This window comes from Pseudomonas sp. Sample_11 (assembly GCF_004307505.1).
Classification (GTDB): Bacteria; Pseudomonadota; Gammaproteobacteria; order Pseudomonadales; family Pseudomonadaceae; genus Aquipseudomonas; species Aquipseudomonas atacamensis.
Genome location: NZ_RCOD01000068.1, coordinates 1 through 24587 on the forward strand (window position 1 = coordinate 1; position 24587 = coordinate 24587).

General features: G+C 60.1%; 23 protein-coding genes. 12 read left to right on the forward strand and 11 right to left on the reverse strand.

Annotation, left to right across the window (positions count from 1 at the left end):
* Positions 1 to 2058 (reverse strand): mechanosensitive ion channel family protein (locus D8U60_RS18915; RefSeq protein WP_130900673.1); only part of this gene is annotated, 2058 nt, incomplete at its 3' end.
* Between the two features lie 342 nt (positions 2059 to 2400).
* Between D8U60_RS18915 and D8U60_RS18920 the strand changes: the two genes are divergently transcribed.
* The 4 genes from D8U60_RS18920 to D8U60_RS18935 are packed head-to-tail and all read left to right on the forward strand — an operon-like array spanning position 2401 to position 6378.
* Positions 2401 to 3327, forward strand: a complete 927-nt coding sequence (locus D8U60_RS18920; protein WP_130900674.1) for a DUF72 domain-containing protein — start codon at positions 2401 to 2403, stop codon at positions 3325 to 3327.
* Positions 3324 to 4121, forward strand: coding sequence for an endonuclease/exonuclease/phosphatase family protein (locus D8U60_RS18925; protein ID WP_056790768.1), 798 nt, complete (start codon positions 3324 to 3326; stop codon positions 4119 to 4121). The genes D8U60_RS18920 and D8U60_RS18925 overlap by 4 nt, the downstream gene beginning before the upstream one ends.
* The gene (gene clsB / locus D8U60_RS18930; RefSeq protein ID WP_016772961.1) at positions 4118 to 5392 is read left to right on the forward strand and encodes a cardiolipin synthase ClsB; all 1275 of its coding nucleotides are present in this window, start codon (positions 4118 to 4120) and stop codon (positions 5390 to 5392) included. Before D8U60_RS18925 ends, clsB begins: the two co-directional genes overlap by 4 nt.
* Positions 5389 to 6378 (forward strand): lysylphosphatidylglycerol synthase domain-containing protein, encoded by a 990-nt coding sequence (locus tag D8U60_RS18935; RefSeq protein ID WP_122611007.1) that lies wholly within the window; start codon positions 5389 to 5391, stop codon positions 6376 to 6378. Before clsB ends, D8U60_RS18935 begins: the two co-directional genes overlap by 4 nt.
* Before the next feature lie 94 nt (positions 6379 to 6472).
* Here the strand turns inward: D8U60_RS18935 and D8U60_RS18940 are convergent, their stop codons facing one another.
* The 3 genes from D8U60_RS18940 to D8U60_RS18950 all read right to left on the reverse strand — a co-directional run bounded on the left by D8U60_RS18940 (position 6473) and on the right by D8U60_RS18950 (position 9605).
* Positions 6473 to 7228, reverse strand: a complete 756-nt coding sequence (locus D8U60_RS18940) for an alpha/beta fold hydrolase (RefSeq protein ID WP_071173737.1) — start codon at positions 7226 to 7228, stop codon at positions 6473 to 6475.
* Positions 7218 to 8327 carry a DUF3182 family protein gene (locus D8U60_RS18945; RefSeq protein WP_130900675.1) on the reverse strand — a complete coding sequence of 370 codons (1110 nt, stop codon included), beginning with the start codon at positions 8325 to 8327 and terminating at the stop codon, positions 7218 to 7220. The genes D8U60_RS18940 and D8U60_RS18945 overlap by 11 nt, the downstream gene beginning before the upstream one ends.
* Before the next feature lie 297 nt (positions 8328 to 8624).
* Positions 8625 to 9605: a GlxA family transcriptional regulator gene (locus D8U60_RS18950; protein ID WP_130900676.1), complete on the reverse strand. Its 981-nt coding sequence runs from the start codon at positions 9603 to 9605 to the stop codon at positions 8625 to 8627.
* A 101-nt stretch (positions 9606 to 9706) separates the two neighbouring features.
* On the opposite strand from D8U60_RS18950, the gene D8U60_RS18955 reads away from it, so the two are divergent.
* The 7 genes from D8U60_RS18955 (at position 9707) to D8U60_RS18990 (ending at position 14981) form a co-directional block, all read left to right on the forward strand.
* The gene (locus tag D8U60_RS18955; RefSeq protein ID WP_122700386.1) at positions 9707 to 10261 is read left to right on the forward strand and encodes a cysteine hydrolase family protein; all 555 of its coding nucleotides are present in this window, start codon (positions 9707 to 9709) and stop codon (positions 10259 to 10261) included.
* Positions 10262 to 10491: 230 nt separating this feature from the next.
* On the forward strand, positions 10492 to 11073 hold the full coding sequence (locus tag D8U60_RS18960) for a YjfI family protein (protein WP_225914461.1): 582 nt from the start codon (positions 10492 to 10494) through the stop codon (positions 11071 to 11073).
* Between the two features lie 17 nt (positions 11074 to 11090).
* Entirely contained in the window at positions 11091 to 11789 is a 699-nt protein-coding gene (locus D8U60_RS18965; protein ID WP_130900677.1) for a PspA/IM30 family protein, read from the forward strand.
* A 221-nt stretch (positions 11790 to 12010) separates the two neighbouring features.
* Positions 12011 to 12661, forward strand: coding sequence for a DUF2491 family protein (locus D8U60_RS18975; protein WP_016772953.1), 651 nt, complete (start codon positions 12011 to 12013; stop codon positions 12659 to 12661).
* A 15-nt stretch (positions 12662 to 12676) separates the two neighbouring features.
* Complete coding sequence (locus tag D8U60_RS18980) at positions 12677 to 13102, forward strand: DUF350 domain-containing protein (protein ID WP_016772952.1); 426 nt, start codon at positions 12677 to 12679, stop codon at positions 13100 to 13102.
* A gap of 18 nt (positions 13103 to 13120) precedes the next feature.
* A complete protein-coding gene (locus D8U60_RS18985) occupies positions 13121 to 13822 on the forward strand; it encodes a DUF1190 domain-containing protein (protein WP_130900678.1) in 702 nt (233 codons plus the stop codon).
* Position 13823: 1 nt separating this feature from the next.
* Positions 13824 to 14981: a glutathionylspermidine synthase family protein gene (locus D8U60_RS18990; protein ID WP_130900679.1), complete on the forward strand. Its 1158-nt coding sequence runs from the start codon at positions 13824 to 13826 to the stop codon at positions 14979 to 14981.
* 198 nt (positions 14982 to 15179) lie between these two features.
* On the opposite strand, the gene D8U60_RS18995 is transcribed toward D8U60_RS18990, so the two are convergent.
* Positions 15180 to 15698: a single-stranded DNA-binding protein gene (locus tag D8U60_RS18995; protein ID WP_003228709.1), complete on the reverse strand. Its 519-nt coding sequence runs from the start codon at positions 15696 to 15698 to the stop codon at positions 15180 to 15182.
* A gap of 9 nt (positions 15699 to 15707) precedes the next feature.
* A complete protein-coding gene (locus D8U60_RS19000; RefSeq protein ID WP_122611019.1) occupies positions 15708 to 17105 on the reverse strand; it encodes an MFS transporter in 1398 nt (465 codons plus the stop codon).
* A gap of 191 nt (positions 17106 to 17296) precedes the next feature.
* On the opposite strand from D8U60_RS19000, the gene uvrA reads away from it, so the two are divergent.
* Complete coding sequence (gene uvrA / locus D8U60_RS19005) at positions 17297 to 20131, forward strand: excinuclease ABC subunit UvrA (RefSeq protein WP_024014519.1); 2835 nt, start codon at positions 17297 to 17299, stop codon at positions 20129 to 20131.
* A 64-nt stretch (positions 20132 to 20195) separates the two neighbouring features.
* Here the strand turns inward: uvrA and bfr are convergent, their stop codons facing one another.
* From bfr to rpsD, 5 genes are all read right to left on the reverse strand, one after another.
* On the reverse strand, positions 20196 to 20663 hold the full coding sequence (gene bfr, locus D8U60_RS19010; protein WP_130900680.1) for a bacterioferritin: 468 nt from the start codon (positions 20661 to 20663) through the stop codon (positions 20196 to 20198).
* Between the two features lie 167 nt (positions 20664 to 20830).
* Positions 20831 to 22267 carry a catalase gene (locus tag D8U60_RS19015; protein ID WP_024014520.1) on the reverse strand — a complete coding sequence of 479 codons (1437 nt, stop codon included), beginning with the start codon at positions 22265 to 22267 and terminating at the stop codon, positions 20831 to 20833.
* 239 nt (positions 22268 to 22506) lie between these two features.
* Complete coding sequence (gene rplQ / locus D8U60_RS19020; RefSeq protein WP_003176402.1) at positions 22507 to 22893, reverse strand: 50S ribosomal protein L17; 387 nt, start codon at positions 22891 to 22893, stop codon at positions 22507 to 22509.
* Between the two features lie 42 nt (positions 22894 to 22935).
* On the reverse strand, positions 22936 to 23937 hold the full coding sequence (rpoA, locus tag D8U60_RS19025) for a DNA-directed RNA polymerase subunit alpha (RefSeq protein ID WP_016772946.1): 1002 nt from the start codon (positions 23935 to 23937) through the stop codon (positions 22936 to 22938).
* A 22-nt stretch (positions 23938 to 23959) separates the two neighbouring features.
* Positions 23960 to 24580: a 30S ribosomal protein S4 gene (gene rpsD / locus D8U60_RS19030; RefSeq protein ID WP_003176404.1), complete on the reverse strand. Its 621-nt coding sequence runs from the start codon at positions 24578 to 24580 to the stop codon at positions 23960 to 23962.
* Between the last annotated feature and the right edge of the window lie 7 nt (positions 24581 to 24587).

Sequence of the window (24587 nt, forward strand, 5' to 3'; positions counted from 1 at the left end):
CTCCTCCTGCCGCTTCGGCAATAACACCTGCTGTGGATAAGTCTGCGCAAAATGCACATTCGGTGTGTTATCCACAAGCTTCTTCAAGCGCTGGTTGAACGCGCGGCTCACCGCATATTGGCCACCGGACACCGTGCGGAATTGCGCCGTCAGCACCACGCCGTTGAGGTCCATCTTGTCCACGCCAAACACATCCAGTGGCCCTTGCAGGTTGTACTTGAGGAACGGGTCTTCGCGGATCGAATCGCCGGCCTCGCGGATCAGCTCGATGGCCTTGTCGACGTCGGTGTCGTAAGTGAACTGCACCGAGAAAAACGCGAAGGCGAACTGGCGTGATTGGTTGGTCACAGCCTTGATCTGGCCGAACGGCACCGAGTGCACAAAGCCCTTGCCGTCACGCAGGCGCAGGGTGCGGATGGTCAGGCCTTCCACGGTGCCGGCGTGGCCGGAATCGAGCACCACCCAGTCGCCGATCGACAGTGTGTCTTCGATGATGATGAACAACCCGGTGATGACGTCCTGCACCAGTTGCTGCGAACCGAAACCGATCGCCAGACCGACCACGCCCGCACCGGCCAGTAGCGGCGCGACGTTGATGCCGAGGTTGGCCATGGTGGTAATCGCGCAGATCACCACGAGGATGATTTTGATCGCGTTGCGCAGCAGCGGCAGGATGGTTTTCACCCGCGTGCTCGGCTGGCGTGCCGCGCGTTTGCTCAGCGGCGGTTTCAGCGCTTCCTGAATCGCCGTGTCAAGCACCACCCACAGCAGCCACGTCACCAGGAAGATCAGACCGATGCTGCTCAAGGCATTGCTGATCGCCCGGCCGACCGTGCTGCTCTGGGCGAAATCGAGCAGCGACACGCCCCAAATCCGCCCGAGAATATCGATGAACACAATCGCCATGACGATGCGCAGCAACGCATGCAACAGACTGAGAAAACGTTCCTTGTAGGCACTGCTGCGCTGGATCGCCTCGGCCTTGCGTGATTTGAACAAGTGCTGCAACACGGTGCTGAGAAACACTGTGGCGATCAGCAGCACGGTGGTGAACAAGGCACAGCGCAGGGCTTTCTGATTGTCCTCGCCAATGCCGATCAGGCTGACCGCCGAGACCAGCACCATCAGCACGATCGGCCAGTACCACAGCCCGGAAAATATCCGCAGCGATTCCTGTAGCGACGGTTGTTTCAAACGCTGAGCGAGCGGGCGATTGCGGATCAGATGCGCCACCGGGCGGCGCAGGCGAATCACCAGCAAACCGAAGATGACCGAGGCGATCAGCCCGGTGAACACGGCGATGCTGCTGGTGATATTGCCGCCCAGTTGCCGGGCGATCTGCGGGCTGGTCAGGGCATCGCTGAGGGCTGCGAGAAAGCCGATCAGGAACAGTGGGCGCGGGCAGTATTCACGGATGATTCGCGCGGCGGCGCGCTTATGGCCGACATTGAACATCACCACCACGCACAACAACATCGACGTGGAAAAGATGCCGCTGCTGGTGGCATAGGCCAGACACAGCGCCAGCGCGCGGCCCACCGAAGCTTGCAGAAAATGGCTGACATACAGCGTCAGCGGCAGGCAGATCAGCGCCGGCACGGTGTACGGCAGCACATAGCCGAGCAGATCCTGACTGCGCTGGCGGGTGCGCAACCAACGGCCCTCACGCAGACGCTTGGCCAGCAAACTGCCGAGCACGGTGAGCAGGGCGAAACTGCCCAGCCACACTCCCGACAACGTAAGGAAATCCCCGGCCACGCTCCAGCCCGAGCGGTTTGACGGTTGCTTGACCAGCCTGTCGACCTCATCCGCCGCGCGGTCGGCGCGCAGCCGCCAGGCATCGACCAGGTGTTCGTTGAGATCGAGTTTTTCCTGCACGTCGTCGATGCTCGTACTGATCGCCCCGAGCAGACCGCCCTGCACGAGCGGTTCCGGTTCGGCGGGTTTTTCCGCCGTGTCGGCGGCCGCCGGAACGCCCGGTAGCGCGACGGCTTGCGATGTGTTGACGCCCAAGCACAGCAGCGCTCCCAGCAGAATGGCGATCCTGAAATTGCGCAAAGCTCCGATCTCCCGTGGCTGACCCTGGTAAGGAACTGATCGGTAATTGCGCGGCAAGTTCAAGAGCCCCCCACCCCAGCCCTCTCCCCCAGGAGAGGGAGCCGACCGAGTTGCATGACCAAAATCACCAACTGCACGTCTTGAGTCGAACTCAAGTCCTGAAGACCATGAAGATCTGCTCCCTTCCCCCTCGCCCCCTTGGGGGAGAGGGTTGGGGTGAGGGGGTAAGCTCTTGATCTTCGCTTCACCCGCGACCGTCCGTAACACCACCGAAACTTTCCCGCCCCCGCCGCAGTCATCACAAAACATCGGCAACACGAGGACTTTCTACGGGAGGATGGGATGGCGACGATTCACATCGGTATTTCAGGCTGGCGCTACGCCCCGTGGCGCGGGGATTTCTACCCGAAGGGACTGGCGCAGAAGCGCGAATTGCAGTTCGCCTCCCGCGCGGTCAACAGCATCGAAATCAATGGATCGTTCTACGCCCTGCAACGCCCCGAACGTTACGCTCAGTGGTACGCCGAAACCCCGGATGACTTCGTCTTCAGCGTCAAGGCACCGCGCTTCATCACCCACGTGCGCCGTTTGCGCGAAATCGAAAAACCGCTGGCGAATTTCTTTGCCTCGGGCGTGCTGGAGCTGAAGGAAAAACTCGGGCCGATCCTCTGGCAGTTTCCGCCGAATTTCAAATTCGACGCCGAGCGCTTCGATCACTTTCTCGCGCAACTGCCCCACGATACCCAAGCCGCAGCCGCCCTCGCCCGCCAGCACGACTCGCATCTGCCCGGACACGCCAGCGTCAAAGCCTGGCGCAAGAAGCCGTTGCGCCATGCCGTGGAAATCCGTCACGAGAGCTTTATCGACCCGGAGTTCGTGCGCCTGCTCAAGCGCCATAACACCGCGCTGGTCATTGCCGATACCGCCGGCAAATGGCCGTACCGCGAAGACCTCACCAGCGACTTCGTCTATCTGCGCCTGCACGGCGCCGAAGAGCTCTACGCCAGCGGTTATTCCGAACAAGCGCTCAAGCGCTGGGCCGAGCGCATCGACGCCTGGCATCACGGTAATCAGCCAGAGGACGCCCACCTGATAGCGCCACGCCTGAAACCCCGCGCGCGCAAATCCCGCGAAGTGTTCTGCTACTTCGACAACGACATCAAAGTCCGCGCGCCCTACGACGCACGCAACCTCTTGCAGCACTTCGACCTCGATAAAGACCTCGCCACGACTCCAGGGCAAGTTGCCGCAGAAGGAGTTCTGTCATGAGTATTCCCGAACCGGTCGGTTTCACCGACGAAGGCTCCGTGGTTGCGCCCTCGGTGCGCACCTTCACCGTACTGACGGTCAACACCCACAAGGGCTTCACCGCGCTGAACCGGCGTTTCATTCTGCCGGAGCTGCGTGAAGCGGTGCGCAGCGTCGCCGCCGACGTGGTGTTTCTGCAGGAAGTGCACGGCACTCACGAGCAGCATCCGAAACGCTACGACAACTGGCCGACGATGCCGCAATACGAATTTCTCGCCGACAGCCTCTGGCCGCAGTTCGCCTACGGGCGCAACGCGGTGTACCCGGCGGGCGATCACGGCAATGCGCTGCTGTCGAAATTTCAGATCATCCGCCACGACAACCTCGACGTGTCGATCAGCGGCCATGAAAACCGCGGCCTGTTGCATTGCGTGCTGCGCCTGCCTGGCGACGGCACCGAAGTGCACGCGATCTGCGTGCATCTGGGCCTGCGCGAGAGCCACCGCAACGCGCAACTGGATCTGCTGATGCAACGTCTCGCTGAATTGCCCGCCGATGCCCCGGTGATCGTCGCTGGCGATTTCAACGACTGGCGCCAGCGCGCCGATGCGCAACTCAAGCCCTGTGGCCTGCGCGAAGTTTTCGCCGAGCAGTACGGCAAGCCCGCGCGCAGTTTTCCCGCGCGGCTGCCAGCGCTACGACTCGACCGCATCTACGTACGCAACCTCAAGGCCAGCCGGCCAAAAGTATTGACCAACCGGCCCTGGTCACACCTTTCCGACCACGCACCGTTATCGGTGGAGATTGAACTATGAACAGTGCGCCACTGGAAAAATCTGCCGTCGACCCGGTCCCGCTGAACCCGCCGGTGCGCGAGCCCGGCCACGTTGACGTCGAGTATCAATGGCACAGCAACAACCGCGTAGAGCTGCTGGAGAACGGCGAGGAATATTTCCCCCGCGTGTTCGAAGCGATGCGCGCAGCCAAGAGCGAGATTCTGCTGGAGACCTTCATCGTTTTCGAAGACAAGGTCGGCGCCGAGTTGCAGCAGATCCTCATCGAAGCCGCCCAGCGCGGCGTGCGCACCACGGTCAGCCTCGACGGCTTCGGCTGTGGCGAGCTGAGCACTGGCTATCTGTCGGCCTTGAGCGATGCCGGCGTGCACTTGCAGATCTTCGATCCGGCGCCAAAGCACCTGGGCATCCGCACCAACTGGTTCCGCCGCTTGCACCGCAAGATCGTGGTGGTCGACGGCTTGATCGCGTTCATCGGCGGGATCAACTTTTCCGGCGATCACCTGGCCGATTTCGGCCCTGAAGCCAAGCAGGATTACTCGGTGGAGATCCAGGGCCCGGTGGTCGCCGATATCCATCACTTCGCCCTGCTGCAAAGCGGTCGTCCCGGACGCGCGCGGTTCTGGTGGCAGCGCCGGCGCCAGCGTCTGGAGGAAATGGCCTTCACCGACCACGACGGCCAGGTGCGCCTGGTGTTCCGCGATAACGATCAACACAACACCGATATCGAAGACGTGTATTTGCAGGTGCTGCGCAAGGCCAAGCGCCGGGTAATCATCGCCAACGCCTACTTCTTTCCCGGCTACCGTTTGCTGCGCGAAATCCGCAACGCCGCCCGCCGTGGCGTCGAGGTGCGGCTGATCCTGCAGGGCCAGCCGGACATGCTCGTAGCCAAACTGGCAGCGCGCATGACCTACGATTATCTGCTGCGTGCCGGCGTGCAGATTCACGAATACTGCCAGCGCCCGCTGCACGGCAAGGTCGCGCTGGTCGACGATGACTGGAGCACCGTCGGCTCGAGCAATCTCGACCCGCTGAGCCTGTCACTGAACCTGGAAGCCAACGTGCTGATCCGCGACCGCGCATTCAATCAGCACCTGTACGAGCGCCTCGAAGACCTCAGCCAGAACCACTGCAAAGCCATGGACGCCAAGCTGTTGCCGCGTGGGCGCATCTGGCACATGACCGTGGGCTTTCTGGTGTTCCACTTCCTGCGGCACTTCCCGGCCATGGCCGGTTGGCTGCCGGCGCATAAACCGCGTCTGAAGCCGTTCCGAGGTGCGCGTCCATGAGTCATTCCGAAGTGCACTCCGATAGCCATTCGGCACAAGCGGCGCCGTCGAAATGGAGCCGCTGGAAACGTCCGCTGACCATCCTGTTTTTCCTCGCGCTGATCGTCCTGCTGACGATGTTCGCCACCCGCATCGAATGGGCCGAGGTGCTGGAGACCCTCGCCGATTTCAAGGTGCGCACGCTGATCATCGCCGCCAGCCTGACCCTGCTGAGTTTTCTGGTGTACGCCAGTTTCGACCTGATCGGCCGCACTTACATTCGGCAAGACCTGACCTGGAAGCAGATCCTGCCGGTGGGCATCATCAGCTACGCCTTCAACCTCAATCTCAGCGCCTGGGTCGGCGGCATCGCCATGCGCTATCGCCTGTATTCGCGGCTGGGCGTAAGCAAAGGCAACATCGCCAAGATTCTTGGCCTGAGCCTGGCGACCAACTGGTTCGGCTACATGACCATCGCCGGCGTAGTGTTCAGCAGCGGTCTGGTGACTATGCCGCCGGGCTGGAAGCTCAGCAGTTCGGCCTTGCAACTGGTCGGGGTGTTATTGCTGCTGGTCAGCGCCGGCTATCTGGCGGCGTGTCAGTTTTCCAAGCGCCGCGAGTGGTCGATACGCGGCGTGGAAATCAACTTGCCGTCGCTGCGCATGGCGGTGCTGCAATTGCTCTTGGGCGCGCTGAACTGGTCGCTGATGGCGGCGGTGATCTTCACTCTGCTGCCGAGCAAACTGGATTATCCGCTGGTGCTCGGCGTGCTGTTGATCAGCGCGATTGCCGGGGTCATCACGCACATTCCGGCGGGGCTGGGTGTGCTTGAGGCAGTGTTCGTGGCGCTGCTGCAGCACGAGGCATCGCGCGGCAGTCTGGTCGCGGGATTGCTGGCGTATCGGGCGATTTATTTTCTGCTGCCGCTGTTGATTACGGTGGTGATGTATCTGGTGGTGGAAGCCAAGGCCAAGGCGTTGCGCATAGAGAAGAAACCCACACATTAGAATCAAGATCAAAAGATCGCAGCCTTCGGCAGCTCCTACATTTGGAATGCAATCTGTCTGTAGGAGCTGCCGGAGGCTGCGATCTTTTGATTTCTCAGGATTGGATAATGCTCAACCGCTCCCCCACCACCATCTCGGTAATCCAGTCCACCAGAATCGAGGTGTAGGCCTGCTGCGACACCGGGTCACTCAATGCGTGATCCGCGCCATCGATGATCCGGTGAGTCAACGAGTGAGTCTGCTGACAGGCGGCGCGGTAACTCATGATCGTCGCGTGGGGCACGAAATCGTCGGTTTCCGATTCCACCAACAGCACATCGCCCGTGAATTGCGAGCAGGCATGCAGGGCGCGATTGCTGTCGGCGCGCACCAGCGTGCCGCGATAATCGCGCAGGTCGGCCTTGTCCAGATCGCGCTTGGGCGTGTGCCATTGTTCATCCCGGTACAGCGCCGGCACGCGCAGCGCCAGCCAGCGCACCGGGCGCAATGACGTCAGGATCGAGGCCAGATAACCGCCATAACTGGTGCCGACCACAGCGATCGCCGAGGTATCCAGCGCCGGGTGCGCCAACAGGCGATCATAGGCCGCCAGCAAGTCACGCAGATTGTCTTCACGGGTCACCCGGGTCAGCGGGATCCCGGTGCCGCCGGTATGCCCGCGCAGGTCGAAGGTCAGGCACACACAACCCAGGCCGGCGATGCCTTTGGCCCGTTCCAGATCACGTTCCTGACTGCCGCCCCAACCGTGCACAAACAACACCCCCGGGACCTTCGATTTGGGACTGAGAAAAGTCCCGCTCATCTGTTCGTCATCAATGTCGATTTGAATGCTTTCGCTTCTAGCCGTCATAGGATTGGACCGTCACATATTTGAGAAGAAACGCGCTGTTTTCCGCCGGGCCGCGATAGACCTCGATGGCGTCCGCCGGCAGCGCCTGATCGGTATAGGTTTCCACCGACGACACGCGAATCGCGCGCATCTGTGGATCGTTGACGAAGCTTTGCAGCGCCGCCACTTCGGCGCTGCTGGCACCGCCCATGCGCCAGGATTGTTCGAGCACGCCGCTGCGCGGGTTGCCGCTGGCGTCGAGGCCCTGGGCGATATCGTAATTGCGCCGCGAGGCGAAGAAGCGTGGGTAGGCTTCGTTGGCGGCACTGTCGAAAACCTGCGCCTGCTCGATGGCCAGACGCACATCATCAGGCAGATCCAGCGCGAGCAACTCGTCATAGCCGCCCTGCACCACCAGCAAGTTCGAACCGCCGTAGACCTCCTCGCCCTGGCCGTCCTCGGTCAAGTATTGATCACCGCAGTAGCTCAACACTTTGCCGCCGATCAACGACTGGCCGACGCTGTGGGTGACGACGTTGAGCAAGTCCTGCTCCAGCACTACGCCGTCATTGAACACACTCTCCGCTTCTGGGCGAGCGAGGATTTCATCGAACGCGTCGAGGCTCCTGATCACTTCCTGACCGCGACCGGCGCAAGCGTGAATCGGCTTCAAGCGAATCGGCCCGGCGTACAGCAGATGTTCGGCGGCGGGCCGTGCATCTTCCAGGGCAAATACGCTGAGACCGTCGAGCACAACGTTGCGCACCCGCTCCGAGAACAGCGGCGACCAGCCCTGCGGCGCGTGCGCCAGATGGCTGCGCAAGCCGTGGCTGATGGCTTTGGTGCAGATGAAATCGTATTCGACGTAACCGCCCCACAAGTCATCGGGGCCGTTGATGCCAAGCGCTTGCGCGTGGGCGGCGCCGACGATTGTCTGCGTCGGCAGCAGATAGAGGTCGCGGCCCGAATGTTTGGCCGGGTCGTAACTGCCGCCGAACTTGCAACCGAGAATCTGCGCCAACCAGCGCGCCAGAGCCTTGTTGGTCTCGACTTCATGTTGCGGCGCCTCGGCACGCACCGAATGGGCAACGACGATTTTGTTGCTGGGTGTCGGGGTCATGCGTTCCCCTTTTATCAGTCGATGGGTTCTCAAAGGAAATTGCAGAGATCAGGCCAATCAGCGATCCCCACGAACCGCCCGATAATCGGGAGCCTGCCGTGAATGTGCTGGCATGAGGCCTGTTTCAAACTGCACGACGGCGCGCAAAACTCCGGCAAATTGCACGATCCGTGGTCTTGTGCAAAAACCTGTGGGAGCTGGCTTGCCAGCGATGGCGGTGGATCAGTCACCTGTTTTGCAACTGATTGATCGCATCGCTGGCAAGCCAGCTCCCACAGGGTTACTCCAGTGCCCAGGCTACCGCGTCAGACCAAACCGTCCCCGGTAATCACTCGGCCCAAGCCCGGTGATCTTCTTGAAGATCGCACGAAACGCGCCCGGATCCTGATAGCCCACCGTCCAGGCAATGTGGTCGATCGTGCCATTGGTGAACTCGAGCATTTCTCGCGCTTTGCCAACCCGCAGGTGCTGGCAATATTCGGTCGGTTTCAAGCCTGTCGCGGCGCGGAATCGGCGCAGGAAAGTACGCTCTTCAAGTCCCGCGCGCTCGGCCATCGCGTTCAGCGAAACATCCGTCGCCCCGGTGCTTTGCAGCCAGTGCTGGACCTTGAGAATCGACGCGTCGCCATGGCTGAGGATCGGCGCGAAATTGCTCCCGCATTCACTGGCGCTGTCGCTGTGTTCCATCACCAGAAAACGCGCGGTCGCGGTGGCGATGCTCGGGCCAAGCAAGCGATCGACCAGGCGCAGTCCCAGCTCGGACCAGGCCATCAGCCCGGCCGTGGTGATCAGGTCGCCGTCGTCGACAATCGGCGTGTCGGCCTTCAATTTGATCTTCGGGTAACGCTCGGCAAAAGCCTGGGCCGAGGTCCAGTGGGTGGTGGCGCTGCGACCGTCGAGCAAGCCGCTTTCGGCGAGCATCAACGAGCCCACACAGACACCACCAAGCGTTGCGCCGCGCGCATGCTGATCGCGCAGCCATTGCGCAAGACTCGCGGTCATCTGCGCCGCATCGAATCCGCCGAGGGACGGTGGAATCAGCACGGCGAGCAAAGCGTCTTCGGCACCGGGATGACTGTCGTAAACCCGCGTCGGCAACTGCTCGCCCTCGACCTGCCAGTGACTGACCCGCAGCAAGGGCAATTGCACAGCCTGATACTCGGCGGCAATGCGGTTGGCCACCGCGAACAGATCGGTCAGACCGTGCACCGCCGCCAGTTGCGCGCCGGGGTAAATCAGCACGCCCAGTTCAGCGGTGGCGGCTCTTTGTGCAGCCATTGTCAGTTTTCCCCCGTCTATTGTCGGTGCGGCCAATCCTCGAATCCTCGGCCAGCGTCAATACTGAGGCCACACCCAATCACTGCCTCGAGGACAATCCCATGGCCAAGCAAGCGCTCATCGTAGTCGATATCCAGAACGACTACTTCCCCCAAGGCAAGTGGCCGCTGGTCGGCGCCGACGCCGCTGCGGACAACGCCGCACGGCTGATCGCAGCCTTTCGCGAAACGGGCGATCCGGTGGTGCACATTCGGCATGAATTCACTTCCGACGAGGCACCGTTTTTCACTCCCGGCTCCGAGGGCGCGAAACTGCATCCGAAAGTGCTCAACCGCGCCGACGAGCCGGTGGTGCTCAAGCACTTCGTCAACTCCTTCCGTGAAACCGAACTGAAAGCGGTGCTAGACGAACAAGGCATCACCGACCTGGTGGTGGTCGGCAGCATGAGCCATATGTGCGTCGATGGCATCACCCGCGCGGCGGCGGACATGGGTTACAGCGTGACCGTGATTCACGATGCCTGCGCCAGCCGTGATCTGGAATTCAACGGCCTGACGGTGCCGGCCGCCCATGTGCACGCAGCCTTCATGGCGGCGCTGGGTTTCGCCTATGCCAGCGTGGTATCCACTGACGAATTCCTGAGCAGCAACGCCTAGCAACAACTGCGCAATCCCCTGGCCCGCCGCGTTGCGGGCCTTTTTGCGTCTGTCATGAAAATCTCACGCGTGAGTCATTGATGGCACTTTGCATTGGTTGTAGTGTGGCCCACGCGTGAGACGCTCATAACCGGATTCCAGCCATGACAAGCCGCACTCGGACGACTGCCGCAGCCAGCCCCAAGGGCGAGCGTGGCAAGACGTCAGCGAAAAAACCGTCGAGCTTCTACATGAAGCAGATGCGCGCAGGCCTGGCCGCCGCCGGTTATGTGAAACACGAAACTTGGGTGCTTCCGGAAAACCGAAGCTTGCTCAAGCAAATGGAGCAACAGCTACGCCAACCGATTCTGGCTGGCTCTTTCATGTCGGAGAAATACATGAGCGCAGGCAACAACTGGACCATCGACAGCCTCTTCAATGCCCTCAAGGCGCTGGACGAGGTGGCTTCCCAAGAGATTTCGCTGTCCCTGATCCAGAGCTCCGAGCCGAGCATCAAGCTGGAAATGAACGAATTCGGCGGCCTGCCGATTCACATCGCCCTGGCCGGCCAGCAGATCATCGTCGACACCGTGCTGGTGGACATCGATTCGATCAGCAACGTCCAGGCGTTCAACGATGCCGTGCTGCGCAGCCGCGAGATGTTCCCGCTGTCGTCGATCGGGATCGAATCGATGCCGAACGGGCAGACCGTCTACAACATGTTCGGCGCCCTCAGTGCTGATTCGAGCCTGACCAACGTGGTCACCGAGGTGAAAACCCTGGTCGACAACGTGCAGCGCGCCAGCGAAGCCTTCGAACACTTCTTCAAGTAATCAACAGGGAATATCCAATGACTCAGTCCATCTGGAGCAAGTTGTTCACCGCACTGCGCGGCGGCGCCAATGAAGTCGGCGAAGCCATCGCCGACCAGCAGGCCCTGCGCATCCTCGATCAGGAAATCCGCGACGCCGACACCGCGCTGTCCAATGCCCGCCGCGAACTGGTAACGATCATGGCCAAGCACAAACTGGCCGCCGACCGCGTCAGCGAATACGACGCCAAGATCAAGGACCTCGAAGCCAAGGCTGTGGCCGCGTTGAATGCCGGCCGTGAAGACCTGGCGCTGGAAGTGGCCGAAGCGATTTCGACCCTGACCAACGACCTCGCTGCCGAGAAGAAACTCAGCGATGAATTCGGCGCCTACGCCGACAACATGCGCAAAGACATCAGCAAAGCCGAATCGCGGATCAAGAGCCTGCGCCAGCAAGTGGACATGGCCAAGGCCCGCGATAGCGTGCAGAAAGCCCAGGTCAGCGCCTCGATTGCCAGCGGCGGCGCCAACGGCAAACTGGAAACTGCGGTCGGCACCCTGAACCGCCTGCAAGCCAAGCAGCAGCAACGCGCTGCCGAACTGAACGCCGCAGACGAACTGGCCGACGCCTCCACCGGCAACGACCTGGAACGCAAACTGCGCGACGCCGGCATCACGCCGAACGAAGGCAGCGCCAATGCGATCCTTGAGCGGCTGAAGCACAAGTCCGCGCAGTAAGCTGTTGCGCAAACCCTTGTAGGAGCTGCCGAAGGCTGCGATCTTTTGATGTTGCTTTTAAAAGACAAGATCAAAAGATCGCAGCCTTCGGCAGCTCCTACAAAGGGATTCGTCCCCCCGCACAACCTTTTCATTTTGTCTGCTCGTTCGTCGCTCGGATCGGTACACTACCGCCACTTTTTCACCCCCGAACACCTCCACCCGCTTCAAGGAACGTACCCATGGGATGGTTTAAAGACTTGCTCGGCACCAGCAATTGGCAGACCGCTGCGCCAACGACCACCGCCGCCAGCGGCCCACTGGGCATGGCACAAGGCAAAGGCGTGCGCTTCGACACGACCCTGGCATTGCTGCTGGAAGGCTCGACTTCGGTGCGGGTGCCATTCGATCAAGCGGTGTGGAGCGCCGGTTGGGTCGATCTCGGCCAGTCCAACAAGCTGCACCGCTACTACATGAACGACGAGGATTTCTGGGTGCAGATCCACGTCACTGGCGATGATCAGGTCGAGTCGGTCACCCTGTTCAATTACCTCAGCTACGTGACGGTCAACAGTGACGCCGAACTGCAGCGTCTGGCCGGCCCGAACAGCCTGATCGGTCTGCCGACCTACCACCACGACGGTGTTGAATACACCCGTGAATGGGGCACCGAGCTGCATCAGACCGAACTGGTGCCAATGACCGAACACGTGGTCAACCCGGACGAGTCCTACACCATCAAGCACCACGCCATGCTGTATGCCCGCGACACCGGCCTGACCGATCGCCGCGAACTGCTGCTGTTCTCCGTCGAACAGGACGAAGAAGGCACCGTCAGCCTGAGCACCTCGCTGGGCATCTCGCTGTACACGACTGATTTGAGCGCCATCTAAAAAAGGAAGTTTTTCATGCTGGAAGTCTTGGCCGTTTCCCTGAACAAAACCGCGCTGGTCGGTTTTGTCGTCTACCTGATCGGCGCCGTGTTGCTGTTCATGCTGTTTCAATTCGTCTACACGCGCATTACCGCGCACAAGGAATTCGAACTGATCCGTGCCGGCAACACTGCCGCCGCCATTGCCCTGTCCGGGGCGATCATCGGTTTCGCCATTCCGGCGAGCAACGTGATCGCCTACTCGGTCAACGTGCTCGACTTTGTCCTCTGGGCGGTCATCGCCGCCGTCGTGCAGCTGTTGGCGTTCGTTGCGACCGGGCTGGTGCTCAAGGGCACGTCCCAGCGCATCGCCAACGGCGAAGTCGCCGCCGGCATTTATGTCGCCGCCGTGGCGATCAGCGTCGGCATGCTCAATGCCGCGTGCATGACCCCGTCCCACTGACCGGCAGGAAGCCTCTCGATGAAACGCAGCAAATACGTGCAATTGTCCCTCGCCGCGTCGGTGGCGATGGCGATTTCCGGTGAAGCAGCGGCGCTGGATCAGCCGCGCAATTTCCAGAGCGTTGAACAGTGTGTCGACGCCGAAGTGGCCGCCGATCTCTGCTCCAGCGCCTACGTCGCCGCCCTGAACGAACACCGGCGCATCGCCCCGCCCTACACCGACAAGGCCAAGTGCGACGCAGACTTTGCCGCTGGCTGGTGTCAGAAAAATTCCGATGGCCGTTTCGTGCCGAAACTCGGCGGCTTCAAAGTGCCGGGCAATGCCGAGACGCCGCAGGATCTCGATGCCATCGCCAATTCGCAAATGCCGGCGGGCGACTCCACCACCAGCAGCAGCGCAAGCCACGGCGGCTCGCACTATTCCGGTGGCTCAGGTGGCGGCGGCAATGGCTGGCTGACGGGCTGGCTGATCGGCAACGCAATGAGCAACAACGCCGAACGCTCCGTTTACCGTGATCGCGAAACGCGCCAGCCGTACAACACTTCAACGCAGTACCGCCGAGCTGACACAACCTCGCGCAGCCAGTCGGATTACGAGAGCAGCAAGAGCAAACCGGTGAACGTTGCCTCGTCGACTTCGCGCGGCGGCTTCGGCAGTCAGTCCAGCGCCCGCAGCGGTTGGGGTGGCTGGGGCAGCAGTTCCGGACGCTCGAGCAGCTGACATGAAAAAGATCCACTGCGCCGAGCGCCCCGACTGGAAACACACCGCCGAGAGTCTCGGTTTCCTGTTCCACACCATCGACGACGAACCGTACTGGGACGAAAGCGCCTACTACCAGTTCAGCCTCGCGCAGATCGAAAACGATCTGGAAGACCCGACCACCGAACTGCACGAGATGTGCATGGACCTGGTGGATCGCGTCGTCAACAGCGAGGAGTTGCTCGATCGCCTCAGCATCCCGGCGGCGTACTACGACATGATCCGCACCTCCTGGCGCGAGGGTCATCCGCATCTGTACGGTCGCATGGACTTTTCCTACAGCGGCAACGGGCCGGCGAAACTGCTGGAGCTCAACTACGACACGCCGACCAGCCTCTATGAAGCGGCGGCCTTTCAGTGGGGCTGGCTGGAACAATGCATCGAGCGTGGCACGCTGCCGCCGCATGCTGACCAGTTCAACAGCATCGACACCAAGCTGCATCAGGCCTTCGCCGAATTGCAGTTGAAGCGGCCGTTCTACTTTGCCTCGATGAAGGACTCGATCGAGGACAAAGGTACCACCGACTATCTGCGGCTGATCGCGGAAAAGGTCGGCATCGAATCACGCCACATCGATATCGAAGACATCGGCCTGACGGCTGAGGGTCGTTTCGTCGATCTGCAGGATCGCTGGATCCCGCACCTGTTCAAGCTGCACGCCTGGGAATTCATCTTCCACGAACCGTTCGGCGCGGCGATCGCCGAATGCGATACGCAGTTTTTCGAACCGGCGTGGAAGGCGATCCTGTCGAACAAAGGTGCGCTGCCGCTGCTGTGGGAATTGCACAAGGGACATCCGAATCTGCTCGCCGCGCACCTTGATCCGAATCCGCAGAGTGGCGTGCCGAAGGGCTGGGTGCGCAAGCCGTACTTTTCCCGCGAAGGTGCCAACATCGAACTGCAAACAGCGGAAGGTCTGATCGTCAAAGAGGACGGGCCTTACACCGATGCGCCGTTCATCCTGCAGGAGTTCGCGCCGCTGCCGAAGTTTGGCGACAGCTACACGCTGATTGGCTCGTGGGTGATTGGTGATGAGGCGGCGGGGATTGGTGTGCGCGAGGACAATAGTCTGATCACCAAGGATTCAAGTCGCTTCCTGCCGCATCTGATCCTCGACTGAAACAATTCCTCATGTAGGAGCTGACGAGTGCAACGAGGCTGCGATCTTTTGGTCTTCAGAAGCAACGTCAAAAGATCGCAGCCTCGTTGCACTCGTCAGCTCCTACAGGTGATAGGGGTCGCGCTGAAATTGCCTCACAAAAAAGGCCCGTCGTTTAAGCGACGGGCCCTTTTCATTTAAGACGGTTACAGCGGCAAATCAGAACGGAATATCGTCATCGAAGCTGTCGAAATCCGGAGCCGGTTGCGGTGCGGCCTGCTGAGGCGCCGGAGCCGAACGCTGCTGTGGAGCTGACTGCTGCGGGCGTGGAGCCTGCTGACGTGGCGCCTGCTGCTGGTAGTTGTTGCCGCCGCCTTGCTGATCGCCCTGTTGTGGACGGCCGCCGAGCAGTTGCATGGTGCCTTGCATGTCGACCACGATTTCAGTGGTGTAACGCTTGATGCCGTCCTTTTCCCACTCGCGGGTCTGCAGCTTGCCTTCGATGTACACCTGCGAACCCTTGCGCAGGTATTCACCGGCGATCTCGGCCACCTTGCCGAACATCGACACACGGTGCCACTCGGTCTTCTCGACCTTCTGACCGGTCTGCTTGTCGGTCCATTGTTCGCTGGTGGCCAGACTCAGGTTGGTCACGGCGTTACCGTTAGGCAGGTAGCGAACTTCGGGATCCTGGCCGCAAGTGCCGACCAATATGACTTTGTTAACCCCACGGGCCATAACGTTCTCCTAAGCGTCGCACGCAGCCCCGGCCGGGTTGTTGACCAGGCGTTCGAGGGTGGTGCGATCCACTAATTCTTTGTCCAGTTTGATGTAAACAGCCGCCTCTTCGGCGACTATCACTGCATCTGTTACCCCTACCAGGGCCTTGAGGCGCTCGACCAGACCCGCTTCGCGGATCGCTTCGGGCGACAACGGCAAGCGCAGGCTCGTCACGTAGGGAGGTTCGCGCATGGTAACAGCAAAGGCCAGCCAAAGTGCAGCCAGCGCGGCGCATCCGAGGAACACAACCGACAGACCGCCATGCTGGAACAACCAGCCGCCGAGTATCCCGCCGAGTGCCGAACCGAGGAACTGGCTGGTGGAGTACACGCCCATGGCCGTGCCCTTGCCGCCTGCCGGTGAAACCTTGCTGATCAGCGACGGCAACGATGCCTCGAGCAGATTGAACGCGGTGAAAAACACCACCGTACCGATCACCAGAGCACGCAGGCTGTCGCCGAACTGCCAGAAGAATAGTTCAGTCAGCATCAATGTCATGACGGCGCCGAGCAAAACTCGTTTCATTTTGCGTTTCTTCTCGCCGTAGATAATGAACGGGATCATGGCGAAGAACGAAATCAGCAGCGCGGTGAGGTAGACCCACCAGTGCTGTTCCTTGGGCAGACCGGCTTTTTCCACCAGTGCCAGCGGCAAGGCGACGAAGCTCGACATCAACATGGCATGTAACACAAAGATGCCCAGATCCAGGCGCAGCAGGTCCGGGTGCTTGAGCGTCGGCATCAGCGCCTGCCGGGCCACTCCGGATTCCCGGTGCTGCAACGGCCCGGTGGATTGCGGCACCATGAACATGATGATCAGGATGCCGAGCAGCGCCATGGCGCCAGTGGCGAGGAACAGCCCGGACAGCCCGAACGCACTGGTCAGTAACGGCCCGACCACCATGGCCACGGCGAACGACAGGCCGATGGTCATGCCGATCATCGCCATGGCTTTGGTCCGATGCTGCTCGCGGGTCAGGTCGGAAAGCAGCGCCATCACCGCTGCGGAAATCGCCCCGGCGCCTTGCAGGATCCGCCCGGCGATCACACCCCAGATCGAATCGGCCTGGGAAGCCAGAACACTGCCGAGAGCGAAGACGATCAGGCCGAGGTAGATCACCGGCCGGCGACCGATGCGGTCGGAAATGATCCCGAACGGAATCTGGAAGATTGCCTGGGTCAGACCGTAAGCGCCAATCGCCAGCCCGATCAGGGCCGGGGTCGCTCCCGCCAGATCCATGCCATAGGTCGCCAGCACCGGCAACACCATGAACATGCCAAGCATACGGAAGGCGAACACCAGGGCCAGACCGCTCGCCGCGCGGGTCTCGCTGCCACTCATGCGTTCGCTGTGGGGATCGTGCATGGAAAAACCTCGTGTGAACCGGCGGCGATTCTACCAGTCCCATCGGAAGACGGGGTATATCGCGACGCTATGACGCGTATAGATGAAACTCTCTTCATGAACGGCAAAACGCCCTTCGTTGGATAGTGTGCATCCATCCAGTATTTGCCCGTATACTCCTACGTTTTCGACGCCCGCCAAGCGAGGCCACTTTGGACAAGATCCTGATACGTGGGGCCCGTACCCACAACCTGAAGAACATCGACCTGACCCTGCCACGGGACAAACTGATCGTCATCACCGGCCTGTCCGGATCCGGCAAGTCGTCCCTGGCGTTCGACACGCTGTATGCCGAAGGTCAGCGCCGCTATGTCGAATCGCTGTCGGCCTATGCCCGGCAGTTCCTGTCGATGATGGAAAAACCCGACGTCGACACCATCGAAGGACTGTCGCCGGCGATCTCCATCGAACAGAAGTCGACCTCGCACAACCCGCGTTCCACGGTCGGCACCATCACCGAAATCTACGACTACCTGCGCTTGCTCTATGCCCGCGTGGGTACGCCGCGTTGCCCGGATCACGACATTCCACTGGAAGCGCAGACCGTCAGCCAGATGGTCGATCTGGTGCTGGCGCAGCCGGAAGGCAGCAAACTGATGTTGCTGGCACCGGTGATCCGCGAACGCAAAGGCGAACACCTGTCGGTCTTCGAAGAATTGCGTGCGCAGGGTTTCGTCCGCGCCCGGGTCAACGGACGCATTTGCGAGCTCGACGAGCTCCCGAAGCTGGATAAACAGAAGAAGCATTCGATCGATGTGATCGTCGACCGCTTCAAGGTCCGCGCCGATCTGCAACAGCGTCTGGCCGAGTCTTTCGAGACCGCGCTGAAACTGGCCGACGGCATTGCCCTGGTCGCGCCGATGGACGACGAGCCCGGCGAAGAAATGATCTTCTCCGCACGCTTCGCCTGCCCGATCTGCGGCCATGCGATCAGCGAGCTGGAACCCAAGCTGTTTTCCTTCAACAACCCGGCCGGCGCCTGCCCGACCTGCGATGGCCTGGGTGTGAAACAGTTCTTCGACATCAAGCGTCTGGTCAATGGCGAGCTGACCCTGGCCGAAGGTGCAATACGCGGCTGGGACCGGCGCAACGTCTATTACTTCCAGATGCTCGGCTCACTCGCCTCGCACTACAAGTTCAGCCTGGACAAGCCCTTCAACGACCTGAGCGCCGAGCAGCAGAAGTTCATCCTGCACGGCAGCGGCTCGCAAAACGTCGACTTCAAATACCTGAACGATCGTGGCGATATCGTCAAACGCTCGCACCCTTTCGAGGGCATCGTGCCGAATCTTGAGCGTCGTTACCGCGAAACCGAATCGGCGAGCGTGCGCGAAGAGCTGGCCAAGTTCCTCAGCCATCAGGCCTGCCCGGATTGCCGTGGCACGCGTCTGCGCCGTGAAGCCCGGCACGTCTGGGTCGGGGAGAAAACCCTGCCGGCAGTGACCAATCTGCCGATCGGCGATGCCTGCGAATATTTCGGCGCGCTGAAGATGACCGGCCGGCGTGGCGAGATCGCCGACAAGATCCTCAAGGAAATCCGCGAGCGTCTGCAATTCCTGGTCAACGTCGGCCTCGACTATCTGTCGCTGGATCGCAGTGCCGACACATTGTCCGGTGGCGAAGCGCAACGGATTCGTCTGGCCAGCCAGATTGGCGCCGGCCTGGTCGGTGTTCTGTATATCCTCGATGAACCATCCATTGGCCTGCATCAGCGCGACAACGATCGGCTGCTCGGTACGCTCAAGCATTTGCGCGATATCGGCAACACGGTGATCGTGGTCGAGCATGATGAAGACGCGATTCGTCTGGCTGACTATGTCGTCGATATCGGCCCGGGCGCCGGTGTGCACGGCGGGCGGATCGTTGCCGAAGGCACGCCGGACGAAGTCATGGCGCACCCGGATTCGCTGACCGGCAAATACCTGTCCGGCCGGGTGAAGATCGAAGTGCCGGCCAAACGCACGCCGCGCAACAAGAAGCTCAACCTGTCGCTCAAAGGTGCGCGTGGCAACAACCTGCGCAACGTCGATCTGGACATCCCGATCGGCCTGCTGACTTGCGTGACTGGCGTATCCGGTTCGGGCAAATCGACACTGATCAACAACACGCTGTTCCCGCTGAGCGCCACCGCACTGAATGGCGCGACCACGCTGGAAGCGGCTGCGCACGACAGCATCAAAGGTCTGGAACATCTCGACAAAGTCGTCGATATCGACCAGAGCCCCATCGGCCGTACGCCGCGCTCCAACCCGGCGACCTACACCGGGCTGTTCACGCCGATCCGCGAACTGTTTGCCGGCGTGCCCGAGTCACGCTCCCGTGGTTACGGCCCGGGGCGTTTCTCGTTCAACGTCAAGGGCGGTCGCTGCGAAGCGTGCCAGGGCGATGGCCTGATCAAGGTGGAAATGCACTTCCTGCCGGACATCTACGTGCCCTGCGATGTGTGCAAGAGCAAGCGCTACAACCGCGAAACCCTTGAAATCAAGTACAAGGGCAAGAGCATCCACGAGACCCTCGAAATGACCATCGAGGAAGCTCGGGAGTTCTTCGATGCAGTGCCGGCACTGGCGCGCAAGCTGCAAACGCTGATGGATGTCGGCCTGTCCTACATCAAGCTCGGGCAGTCGGCAACGACCCTGTCCGGCGGTGAAGCACAGCGGGTCAAGTTGTCGCGCGAGCTGTCCAAACGCGATACTGGCAAAACCTTGTACATCCTCGACGAGCCAACCACCGGCCTGCACTTCGCCGATATCCAGCAGTTACTCGATGTTCTGCATCGTCTGCGCGACCACGGCAACACTGTGGTGGTCATCGAGCACAACCTCGATGTGATCAAGACCGCTGACTGGCTGGTGGACCTCGGTCCTGAAGGCGGTTCCAAAGGCGGGCAGATCATTGCCACCGGTACGCCGGAGGAGGTTGCCGAGATGAAGCAATCTCACACCGGCCATTACCTCAAGCCGCTGCTGATCCGTGATCGGGCGTAACTGCCAGGCATGAAAAAGCCCCTGTCACCGTTGAAGTGACAGGGGCTTTTTTGTAACCGTGCAATCAGGACGCGTGGGATTGCAGGTAGTTCTCGAGACCGATCATCTTGATCAGGCCCAGCTGCTTTTCCAGCCAGTAGGTGTGATCTTCTTCGGTGTCGTTGAGCTGAACCCGCAGAATTTCGCGGCTGACATAGTCCTTGTGTTGCTCGCAAAGTTCGATGCCTTTGCACAGCGCAGCGCGGACTTTGTATTCGAGGCGCAGATCAGCTTCGAGCATCGTAGGCACCGTGGTGCCGACATCCAGATCGTCCGGACGCATGCGCGGCGTGCCTTCGAGCATCAGAATCCGCCGCATCAACGCATCGGCGTGGCCGGCTTCTTCTTCCATCTCGTGGTTGATGCGCTCGTAGAGCTTGGTGAACCCCCAGTCCTCATACATCCGCGAATGAACGAAATATTGGTCACGCGCGGCCAGTTCGCCGGTCAGCAACGTATTGAGGTAATCGATTACATCTGGGTGGCCTTGCATCGCCCTACATCTCCCTTCCTGAAAGTCTGTAGTTTGAACCAACCTGACCGGAAGGTCACTCACCGCGCGCAATAAAAGCGAAGATATTCTGAGAAAAGCAGGCCAAATAACGCAAAAACCGCCCAAATGAGGGCGGTTCTGCTTCTCGTTTAGACTACGTTAAGCTATCAGTTGAGCAGCTTTGCGATTGCTTCTCCATACGCCGGATCGGCTTTGTAGAAATGCTGCAACTGACGATCGACGACGTCGCTGGAAACACCCGCCATCGCACCGGCGATGTTGCTGACCAGCAATGCTTTCTGCTCGTCGCTCATCAGGCGGAACAAGGCACCGGCATGGCTGTAGTAGTCGGTGTCTTCGCGGTGATCATAACGATCAGCGGCACCGCTCAAGGCCAGCGCTGGCTCCGCGTAATGCGGCGCTTGCTTCGGCGACTCAACGTAGCTGTTCGGTTCATAGTTCGGCGCCGCGCCGCCATTGCTGCCGAACGCCATGGAGCCGTCACGCTGATAAGTATTCACCGGGCTGCGCGGAGCGTTCACCGGCAATTGCTGGTGATTGGTGCCCACACGGTAACGGTGCGCGTCAGCGTAGGCGAATACACGGCCTTGCAGCATGCGGTCTGGCGACAGACCGACACCTGGCACCATGTTGCTCGGGCCAAACGCAGCCTGTTCAACTTCCGCGAAGTAGTTCAGCGGGTTGCGATTCAACTCCAGCTCACCGACTTCGATCAGCGGGAACTCCTTCTGCGACCAGGTCTTGGTCACGTCGAACGGATTCTCGTAATGAGCCGCCGCTTGCGCTTCGGTCATGATCTGAATGCACACGCGCCATTTCGGGAATTCACCGCGCTCGATGGCCTCGAACAGGTCACGCTGCGCATAGTCCGGGTCGGTACCGGCCAAACGGGCGGCCTCGGCTGGCGCCAGGTTCTTGATGCCCTGCTGGGTCTTGTAGTGCCACTTCACCCAGTGACGCTCTCCTTTGGCGTTGATCAGGCTGTAGGTGTGGCTACCGAAGCCGTGCATGTGACGGTAGCCGTCAGGGATGCCACGATCAGAAAACAGGATGGTGACCTGGTGCAGCGCTTCAGGCGAATGCGACCAGAAATCCCACATCATCTGCGCGCTTTTCAGGTTGCTTTGCGGCAGACGCTTTTGCGTGTGGATAAAGTCAGGAAACTTCAGCGGATCGCGGATGAAGAACACTGGCGTGTTGTTGCCGACGATGTCCCAATTGCCTTCCTCGGTATAGAACTTCAAGGCGAAGCCGCGCGGATCGCGCTCAGTGTCGGCCGAACCACGCTCGCCACCTACGGTAGAAAAGCGCAGAAAGGTTGGCGTTTGTTTGCCTACCGACTCGAACAACTTCGCACTGGTGTATTCAGTGATGTCACGGGTGACGGTGAACGTGCCGTAGGCGCCTGAGCCTTTAGCGTGCACACGGCGTTCTGGAATGTTTTCACGATTGAAGTGCGCAAGTTTTTCGATCAGATGGAAATCGTCGAGAAGCAGCGGACCGCGTGGGCCGGCGGAACGGGAATTCTGGTTGTCAGCGACTGGCGCGCCACTGGCGGTTGTAAGCGTCTTGGTCTGGCTCATGCGGTCTTCTTCCTCTGTCAGTCTTGAACTGCCGGCTAATGGGCTTGGCGGGAAGTATTGATCATCGACGTTACAGCTACAAATTCATTAACTTGCAGGCATCGATAGATAATTACTAATTATGTTTTCCCGGCACATAGTGGCAGTTCAACCATGTCAGAAACTTGTACGGACGACGCATTTCTTACAGGCACAAAAAACCGGGCACTAGGCCCGGTTCTTTGTTTCAGACTGACGTCTTACTCGGCGGATACAGCTTCGCCAGCAGTAGCACGATCAACCAACTCGACGTACGCCATAGGCGCGTTGTCGCCAGCGCGGAAACCGCACTTGAGGATGCGCAGGTAGCCACCCTCACGGGTAGCGTAACGCTTGCCCAGGTCGTTGAAGAGCTTACCAACGATAGCTTTCGAACGAGTACGGTCGAAAGCCAGACGGCGGTTAGCCAGGCTGTCTGTCTTGGCCAGAGTGATCAGCGGCTCGGCAACGCGGCGCAGTTCTTTGGCTTTTGGCAGAGTAGTTTTGATCAGCTCGTGCTCGAACAGCGACACCGCCATGTTTTGGAACATGGCCTTGCGGTGCGAGCTGGTGCGGCTCAGGTGACGACCACTTTTACGATGACGCATGGTTCATTCCTTACCAAACACTACGTTCGGTGATTACGACGATCAGGCAGTCGCCTTGTCGTCCTTCTTAAGACTTGCAGGCGGCCAGTTGTCGAGGCGCATGCCGAGGGACAGACCGCGGGAGGCCAGAACGTCCTTGATTTCAGTCAAGGATTTCTTGCCCAGGTTCGGAGTCTTCAACAGCTCTACTTCGGTACGCTGAATCAGGTCGCCGATGTAGTAGATGTTTTCCGCCTTAAGGCAGTTAGCCGAACGTACAGTCAGTTCCAGATCGTCAACCGGGCGAAGCAGGATCGGATCGATCTCGTCTTCCTGCTCGACAACCAGCGGCTCACTTTCACCTTTGAGGTCGACGAACGCAGCCAGCTGCTGTTGCAGGATGGTTGCAGCGCGACGGATAGCCTCTTCAGGATCCAGGGTACCGTTGGTTTCCAGATCAATAACCAGCTTGTCCAGGTTGGTACGCTGTTCGACACGGGCGTTTTCCACCACGTAAGCGATACGGCGAACCGGGCTGAACGAAGAGTCAAGCTGCAAGCGACCGATGCTGCGGCTTTCGTCTTCATCGCTCTGACGCGAGTCGGCTGGTTCATAACCACGACCACGAGCTACGGTGAGCTTCATGTTCAGGGCGCCGTTAGACGCCAGGTTAGCGATTACGTGATCGGGATTAACGATCTCGACATCATGATCCAGCTGAATATCGGCAGCGGTAACCACCCCCGAACCCTTCTTCGACAAGGTCAGCGTAACTTCGTCACGACCGTGCAGCTTGATGGCCAGACCTTTAAGGTTCAACAGGATTTCAATTACGTCTTCCTGTACACCTTCGATGGCGCTGTACTCGTGGAGCACACCGTCAATCTCGGCCTCGACTACTGCGCAGCCGGGCATTGAGGACAACAGGATGCGGCGCAGCGCGTTGCCCAGGGTGTGGCCAAAACCACGCTCGAGAGGCTCGAGAGTGATCTTGGCGCGGGTTGGACTGACAACCTGCACATCAATGTGGCGGGGTGTCAGGAACTCATTTACCGAAATCTGCATGGATGCACCTATTTTCTAGCCCTTACTTGGAGTAGAGCTCGACAATCAGGCTTTCGTTGATGTCGGCGGACAGATCACTGCGAGCAGGAACGTTCTTGAAAACGCCCGACTTCTTCTCAGTGTCTACTTCTACCCATTCTACGCGGCCACGTTGGGCACACAGATCGAGAGCTTGGACAATGCGAAGCTGGTTTTTTGCTTTCTCGCGAACTGCAACCACGTCACCAGCACGAACCTGATACGACGGAACGTTTACGGTCTGACCGTTAACGCTGATCGACTTGTGCGATACCAGTTGACGGGATTCGGCACGAGTCGAACCAAAGCCCATACGGTATACAACGTTGTCCAGACGGCATTCGAGCAGTTGCAGCAGGTTTTCACCGGTTGCACCTTTCTTGCCAGCAGCTTCTTTGTAGTAGCCGCTGAACTGACGCTCGAGAACGCCGTAGATACGACGGACCTTCTGCTTTTCACGCAGTTGGGTGCCGTAGTCGGACTGGCGACCGCGGCGCTGGCCGTGGATACCAGGTGCTGCTTCAATGTTGCACTTCGATTCGATCGCGCGCACGCCGCTCTTCAGGAAGAGATCGGTGCCTTCGCGACGAGCGAGTTTGCATTTTGGACCAATGTAACGAGCCATTCTTTAC

Coding starts and splice junctions, on each gene's coding strand:
- D8U60_RS18990 (WP_130900679.1), top strand. CDS start 13,824: ATGAAAAAGATCCACTGCGCCGAGCGCCCCGACTGGAAACACACCGCC.
- bfr (WP_130900680.1), bottom strand. CDS start 20,663: ATGCAAGGCCACCCAGATGTAATCGATTACCTCAATACGTTGCTGACC.
- D8U60_RS18950 (WP_130900676.1), bottom strand. CDS start 9,605: ATGGCTGCACAAAGAGCCGCCACCGCTGAACTGGGCGTGCTGATTTAC.
- D8U60_RS19015 (WP_024014520.1), bottom strand. CDS start 22,267: ATGAGCCAGACCAAGACGCTTACAACCGCCAGTGGCGCGCCAGTCGCT.
- rpoA (WP_016772946.1), bottom strand. CDS start 23,937: ATGCAGATTTCGGTAAATGAGTTCCTGACACCCCGCCACATTGATGTG.
- D8U60_RS18985 (WP_130900678.1), top strand. CDS start 13,121: ATGAAACGCAGCAAATACGTGCAATTGTCCCTCGCCGCGTCGGTGGCG.
- D8U60_RS18940 (WP_071173737.1), bottom strand. CDS start 7,228: ATGACGGCTAGAAGCGAAAGCATTCAAATCGACATTGATGACGAACAG.
- D8U60_RS18975 (WP_016772953.1), top strand. CDS start 12,011: ATGGGATGGTTTAAAGACTTGCTCGGCACCAGCAATTGGCAGACCGCT.
- D8U60_RS18995 (WP_003228709.1), bottom strand. CDS start 15,698: ATGGCCCGTGGGGTTAACAAAGTCATATTGGTCGGCACTTGCGGCCAG.
- rplQ (WP_003176402.1), bottom strand. CDS start 22,893: ATGCGTCATCGTAAAAGTGGTCGTCACCTGAGCCGCACCAGCTCGCAC.
- D8U60_RS18945 (WP_130900675.1), bottom strand. CDS start 8,327: ATGACCCCGACACCCAGCAACAAAATCGTCGTTGCCCATTCGGTGCGT.
- D8U60_RS18935 (WP_122611007.1), top strand. CDS start 5,389: ATGAGTCATTCCGAAGTGCACTCCGATAGCCATTCGGCACAAGCGGCG.
- D8U60_RS18980 (WP_016772952.1), top strand. CDS start 12,677: ATGCTGGAAGTCTTGGCCGTTTCCCTGAACAAAACCGCGCTGGTCGGT.
- D8U60_RS18965 (WP_130900677.1), top strand. CDS start 11,091: ATGACTCAGTCCATCTGGAGCAAGTTGTTCACCGCACTGCGCGGCGGC.
- rpsD (WP_003176404.1), bottom strand. CDS start 24,580: ATGGCTCGTTACATTGGTCCAAAATGCAAACTCGCTCGTCGCGAAGGC.
- D8U60_RS19000 (WP_122611019.1), bottom strand. CDS start 17,105: ATGCACGATCCCCACAGCGAACGCATGAGTGGCAGCGAGACCCGCGCG.
- D8U60_RS18925 (WP_056790768.1), top strand. CDS start 3,324: ATGAGTATTCCCGAACCGGTCGGTTTCACCGACGAAGGCTCCGTGGTT.
- D8U60_RS18955 (WP_122700386.1), top strand. CDS start 9,707: ATGGCCAAGCAAGCGCTCATCGTAGTCGATATCCAGAACGACTACTTC.
- clsB (WP_016772961.1), top strand. CDS start 4,118: ATGAACAGTGCGCCACTGGAAAAATCTGCCGTCGACCCGGTCCCGCTG.
- D8U60_RS18960 (WP_225914461.1), top strand. CDS start 10,492: ATGAAGCAGATGCGCGCAGGCCTGGCCGCCGCCGGTTATGTGAAACAC.
- D8U60_RS18920 (WP_130900674.1), top strand. CDS start 2,401: ATGGCGACGATTCACATCGGTATTTCAGGCTGGCGCTACGCCCCGTGG.